The following is a 4471-nucleotide window of genomic DNA, read 5'->3' as shown; positions in this document are numbered from 1 at the left end:
GTTCATGACCCGGCGAGGGTATCGCCGCGGCTCACCACTCGACCGGCAGGCGCGAGGGCCGCGTGCCGGTCGGCGGCACGCCGTAGCGGCGCAGGGCGTAGCCCATGATCTTGCTGAACGCCGGGCCCGCGACCGAGCCACCGCCGCCGCCGTTCCCGGGGTCCTGGACCACCACGTAGACCGTGAAGCGCGGGTCGTCGGCCGGGGCGAAGCCGGCGAAGGACACGGTGAAGCCGTTGTAGCCGCCGTCGACCGCACGCTGGGCGGTGCCGGTCTTGCCGGCCACCCGGTAGCCGGGGACGGCCGCGCCCGGCGCCACGCCGGCGTCCGGGTCGATGACCCGCTCCATCATCTTCATCGTCTGGCGGGCGGCGTCCTCGCTGACCACCCGGCGCCGGGTCGCGGTGTCGGTGCCGACCTCCGTGCCGTCGGCGAGCTCGGCGGTGCCCTTGATGAGGTTCGGGTCGACCCGGACCCCGCCGTTGGCGATCGTGTTGACCGCGGCCGCCATCTGCACGGCGTTGACCGAGAGGGCCTGGCCGAACGCGATGCGGTCCTCGGTCTGGTCGGTCCACATGGCGCCGCTCGGCAGGATGCCGCCGGACTCGCCGGGCGCCCCGATCCCGGTCTTGGCGCCGAGCCCGAAGTCGACGAGGTAGTCGCGCAGCTGACCGGGCTCGAAGTTGTCCGCGGCCAGCACGGTGCCGATGTTGGAGGACTTGGCGATGACGCCGGCCAGGGTCAGCTTGATCTCGCCGTGGTCGAACCAGTCGCCGATCGGGCTGTCCTGGCGCTGCAGCAGCGGCGGGACGGTGATGCGGGTGCGGGCCGTCACCTTGCCGGCGTCGATGAGCGCCGCCGCGGTCAGCACCTTCTCGACCGACCCGGGCTCGTAGACGTCGCCGAGCGCGCGGGAGACGCGGTTCTCCTCCTTCGCCAGCTCCGGCGCATTGGCGTCGAACGTCGGGTGGTCGGCGAGCGTGAGGATGTCACCGGTCCGGGAGTCCATGACGACGGCGAAGCCCGACTCGGCCCGCGAGGACTGGACGGTCTGCCGCAGCACGCGCTGGGCGTACCACTGCATCTCGCGGTCGAGGGTGGTCACGAGGTCCTTGCCGTCGACCGGGGCGACCTCCACGTTGTCGCCGAGGGGCAGCTTGTTGCCGCCACCCACGGCGTAGCGCGCCGAGCCGTCCTTGCCCGACAGCCAGTGGTGGAACTCCAGCTCCAGGCCCACCAACGGCTGGTCGCCCTCCTCCGGGTCGGGGGTGCCGAGCGCGCCGACGAGGTTGGCAGCGACGTCGCCCGCGGGGTACTCCCGCACCGGGTCGCGGCGCGTCAGGATGCCGTCGTAGCCGCGCTCGCGGGCCTCGGTCACCACGTCGTCGGCGAGCGTCGAGGGGACCTGACGCGCGAGGTACTCGAACCGGCTGCCCGGCTCGCGGAGCCGCTCGAGCGTCCGGGCGTAGTCCACGTCGAGCCGGCGCGCCAGGAACGTCGCGATCTCGGGCGCCTTGTCGGCGGTCAGCTTCGGGTCGGCGACGACCATCAGGCCGTCGACGGAGTTCGCGAGCGGCTCGCCGTTGCGGTCCAGGATGTCTCCGCGGCGGGCCGGCAGCAGCACCTCCGTCATGCCCTCGGCGGCCGCCATCGCGGCGTACGACCCCGGGTCGAGGCCCTGCAGCTGCACCAGCCGGCCACCGAAGACCGACAGGACCATCGCGATGAGGACGAACCCGACCCGCAGCCGCACCTGCGGGGAGCCACGGAGGCTGCCGCGGCGGCCTCGGGTGGGGCGGGTTCGGCGCACGGGGTCTCCCTGACGTCCTGCTCGGGTCCTGCTCGGATCGGCTAGCGCCGGGCCTGCTGGCCCTGCTGCTGGTTCTGCTGGTTCTGCTGGTTCTGCTGGTTCTGGCGGGAGTCCTGTGACTGCTGGGACTCCTGAGCGTTTCTACCCCCGCCGTCGCCTCCGCGGCCGTCACCACGGGCCGTGTCGCCGGAGTTTCGACCGCCGTTGCCGCGGTCCGGCAGGACGCCCTCGGGCGGGGCCTCCACCGTGACGACCTCCGGTGCCGGGTCGAGCACCGCGGGCAGGGCGGGCGGACCGGGGTTGATCGAGAGGCGCCCCTCGGGACCGGCGGGCACCGGGTCGCCCTCGACCGCGCCGGTGTCGAGGTCGAGGAACGCCGGGGCGGCGGGCACGACCATGCCGAGCCGCGTCGCCCGCTGGGCGATCGTCTGCGGGTCGCGCAGCCGCTCGATCTCCATGGTGAGCGTCTGCTGGCGGGCGGCGAGGTCGCCGGCCTGCTTCTCCAGGGCGGTGGCGGCGAACGACGCCTGCTGCATCTGGGTGTTGAACAGCAGCAGCCCCACGACCCCGCCGAGGAGCAGCACGGTCACCAGCGTCACGAACGGCACGCGCGCCGCGCGCACCCGGCGGGCCGGGACGACGGTGAGCCGGGCGCGCTCCACGGCGGCCTCGGCGAGCCGCGGGACGCGGGAGCGGATCTGCGCCGCTGCGCTGGAGGTGGTGCTCATGAGGCTGCTCCCTGGGATGCGCGAAGCCGTTCGATGGCACGCAGGCGGACCGAGGCCGCACGCGGGTTCTGGGCGATCTCCTGCTCGTCGGCCTGCTCGGCGCCGCGGGTGACCAGGCGCAGCGCCGGCTCGCTCCCCTCGGGGACGAACGGCAGGTCGACCGGGACCGTGCTGCGGGTGGCGGCGACGAACGCCTGCTTCACCAGCCGGTCCTCGAGGGAGTGATAGGACTCCACGACCACGCGGCCGCCGACCCCGATGGCGTCGATCGCCGCCGGCATCGCGCGGCGCAGCACGGCCAGCTCGTCGTTGACCTCCATGCGCAGCGCCTGGAAGGTCCGCTTGGCCGGGTGCCCGCCGGTCCGGCGCGCCGGCGCCGGGATCTCGGCGTACAGCAGCTCCACCAGGGGGCCGGAGGTCGTGAACGGCTGGGTCTCGCGGCGGCGGACGATGGCGTGCGCGATCTTCTTGGCGAACTTCTCCTCGCCGTAGTCGCGCAGCACGCGGGTCAGCTCGCCGGCGGAATAGGTGTTCAGCACGTCGGCCGCGGTCGGCCCGGTGGTGCCGTCCATCCGCATGTCCAGCGGGGCGTCCTCGGCGTAGGCGAAGCCACGCTCGCGGACGTCGAGCTGCATCGAGGAGACGCCGAGGTCGAAGAGCACCGCGTCGACCGAGTCGAGGCCGAGGTCGTCGAGGACGTCGGGGAGCTCGTCGTACACCGCGTGGACGCCGGTGAACCGGTCGCCGTACGCCGCCAGCCGGTCCCCCGCGCGGCGCAGCGCCTCCGGGTCGCGGTCGATGCCGACGACCCGGGCGCTGCCGATCCGCTCCAGGACCGCCTCGCTGTGCCCGCCGAGGCCGAGCGTGCAGTCGACGAGGACCGCGCCCTCGCGCTCGAGCGCCGGCTGCAGGAGCGCGACGACCCGGTCGAGCAGCACCGGGACGTGTCGGGGCTGGCTCATCGCCGGCTCAGCCCCCGAGCCGGGCGAGCAGCAGGAAGGTGACCGCCAGCACGACCGAGCTGGCGGCGGAGAACGCCATCAGGGCGGCGGCGTCACGGGCCTGGTGGCGGACGCGCGGGACGGCACCGTCGGTCGTCCTCGCGGACGTCACGTGCGTGGTGCTCATCGGCTCGACCCCTGATGTCGTGGTGCTGGGTGGTGCGGAGTGGTGGTGCTGGGTGGTGCGTGCTGGGCGGTGCGTGCTGCTGCGGTTCCGCTGTTCGGTTGTGGTGCTCGCTGGTGAGTGCTGCTGGTCAGTCCTCGCCGGCCTCGTCGAGCTCGGCGAACTTGCGCTGGGCCTCGCTGGAGAACGCCTCCCAGCGCGCCGGGTCCCAGATCTCGATCCGGTCCATGACGCCGATCACGACCACGTCCTTCTCCAGCGACGCGTACTCGCGGAGGTTGGCCGGGATCGAGATGCGGCCCTGCTTGTCCAGCGACCCCTCGTCCGCGCCGGCGAAGAGCACGCGGGCGTACTCACGGGCGGACTTGTTGGTCATCGGCGTCGCCCGGGCCCGCTGCGCCTCCTGCATGAAGACGTCGCTGGGCCACACGACCAGGCAGTTCTCCTGACCCTGCGTCACCACGAGCCCCTCTGCGAGTCGGTCCCTGAACTTCGCCGGGAGGAACAGCCGCCCCTTCTCGTCGAGCCGGGGGGTGTAGGTGCCCATGAAGAACATCGGGCACCTCCGTCAGCCAGGTTCCTCCACTTCGCACCACTTTAACCCACTTCTCCCCACCGTCAACTCCATCGGGCGTGTCCGCGCGCCCTTTTCGCGGCGCTTCGGGCCGCTCCCCTCCCCCGGGGCGGCGCCGGGGCCGCAACAGGGTCGTCCGCCGTTCGCGCAGGTCAGCGGCGGTGTGACCGCACGCCGTCGCTCGGGTTGCGGCCCAGGTGGGGCGTCGGTGGGGCGCGCGGACACGCCCGATGG

The 4471-nt window shown here is 73.3% G+C and carries 5 protein-coding genes; all 5 read right to left on the bottom strand.

Annotated features, from left to right (window positions below; all coding sequences use genetic code 11):
• Positions 1–31: 31 nt before the first annotated feature.
• The gene (locus tag G6553_RS20490; RefSeq protein ID WP_347565836.1) at positions 32–1810 is read right to left on the bottom strand and encodes a penicillin-binding protein 2; all 1779 of its coding nucleotides are present in this window, start codon (positions 1808–1810) and stop codon (positions 32–34) included.
• A gap of 41 nt (positions 1811–1851) precedes the next feature.
• The gene (locus G6553_RS20485; protein WP_166196971.1) at positions 1852–2538 is read right to left on the bottom strand and encodes a hypothetical protein; all 687 of its coding nucleotides are present in this window, start codon (positions 2536–2538) and stop codon (positions 1852–1854) included.
• Positions 2535–3500, bottom strand: coding sequence for a 16S rRNA (cytosine(1402)-N(4))-methyltransferase RsmH (gene rsmH, locus G6553_RS20480; protein ID WP_166196969.1), 966 nt, complete (start codon positions 3498–3500; stop codon positions 2535–2537). The genes G6553_RS20485 and rsmH overlap by 4 nt, the downstream gene beginning before the upstream one ends.
• Positions 3501–3507: 7 nt before the next feature.
• Positions 3508–3666 (bottom strand): hypothetical protein, encoded by a 159-nt coding sequence (locus tag G6553_RS20475; RefSeq protein ID WP_166196967.1) that lies wholly within the window; start codon positions 3664–3666, stop codon positions 3508–3510.
• 127 nt (positions 3667–3793) lie between these two features.
• Positions 3794–4219 (bottom strand): division/cell wall cluster transcriptional repressor MraZ, encoded by a 426-nt coding sequence (gene mraZ, locus G6553_RS20470; protein WP_166196965.1) that lies wholly within the window; start codon positions 4217–4219, stop codon positions 3794–3796.
• Positions 4220–4471: the final 252 nt, after the last annotated feature.

It is taken from the genome of Nocardioides sp. IC4_145 (genome assembly GCF_011250565.1).
Classification (GTDB): domain Bacteria; phylum Actinomycetota; class Actinomycetes; order Propionibacteriales; family Nocardioidaceae; genus Nocardioides.
The sequence above is the reverse complement of the archived record's forward strand: the minus strand, read 5'-3'. Positions and strand labels throughout refer to the sequence as shown.

Bases quoted from the DNA above. Each gene is read 5' to 3' on its own strand.
- mraZ (WP_166196965.1), bottom strand. From the start codon at position 4,219: ATGTTCTTCATGGGCACCTACACCCCCCGGCTCGACGAGAAGGGGCGG.
- G6553_RS20485 (WP_166196971.1), bottom strand. From the start codon at position 2,538: ATGAGCACCACCTCCAGCGCAGCGGCGCAGATCCGCTCCCGCGTCCCG.
- G6553_RS20475 (WP_166196967.1), bottom strand. From the start codon at position 3,666: ATGAGCACCACGCACGTGACGTCCGCGAGGACGACCGACGGTGCCGTC.
- rsmH (WP_166196969.1), bottom strand. From the start codon at position 3,500: ATGAGCCAGCCCCGACACGTCCCGGTGCTGCTCGACCGGGTCGTCGCG.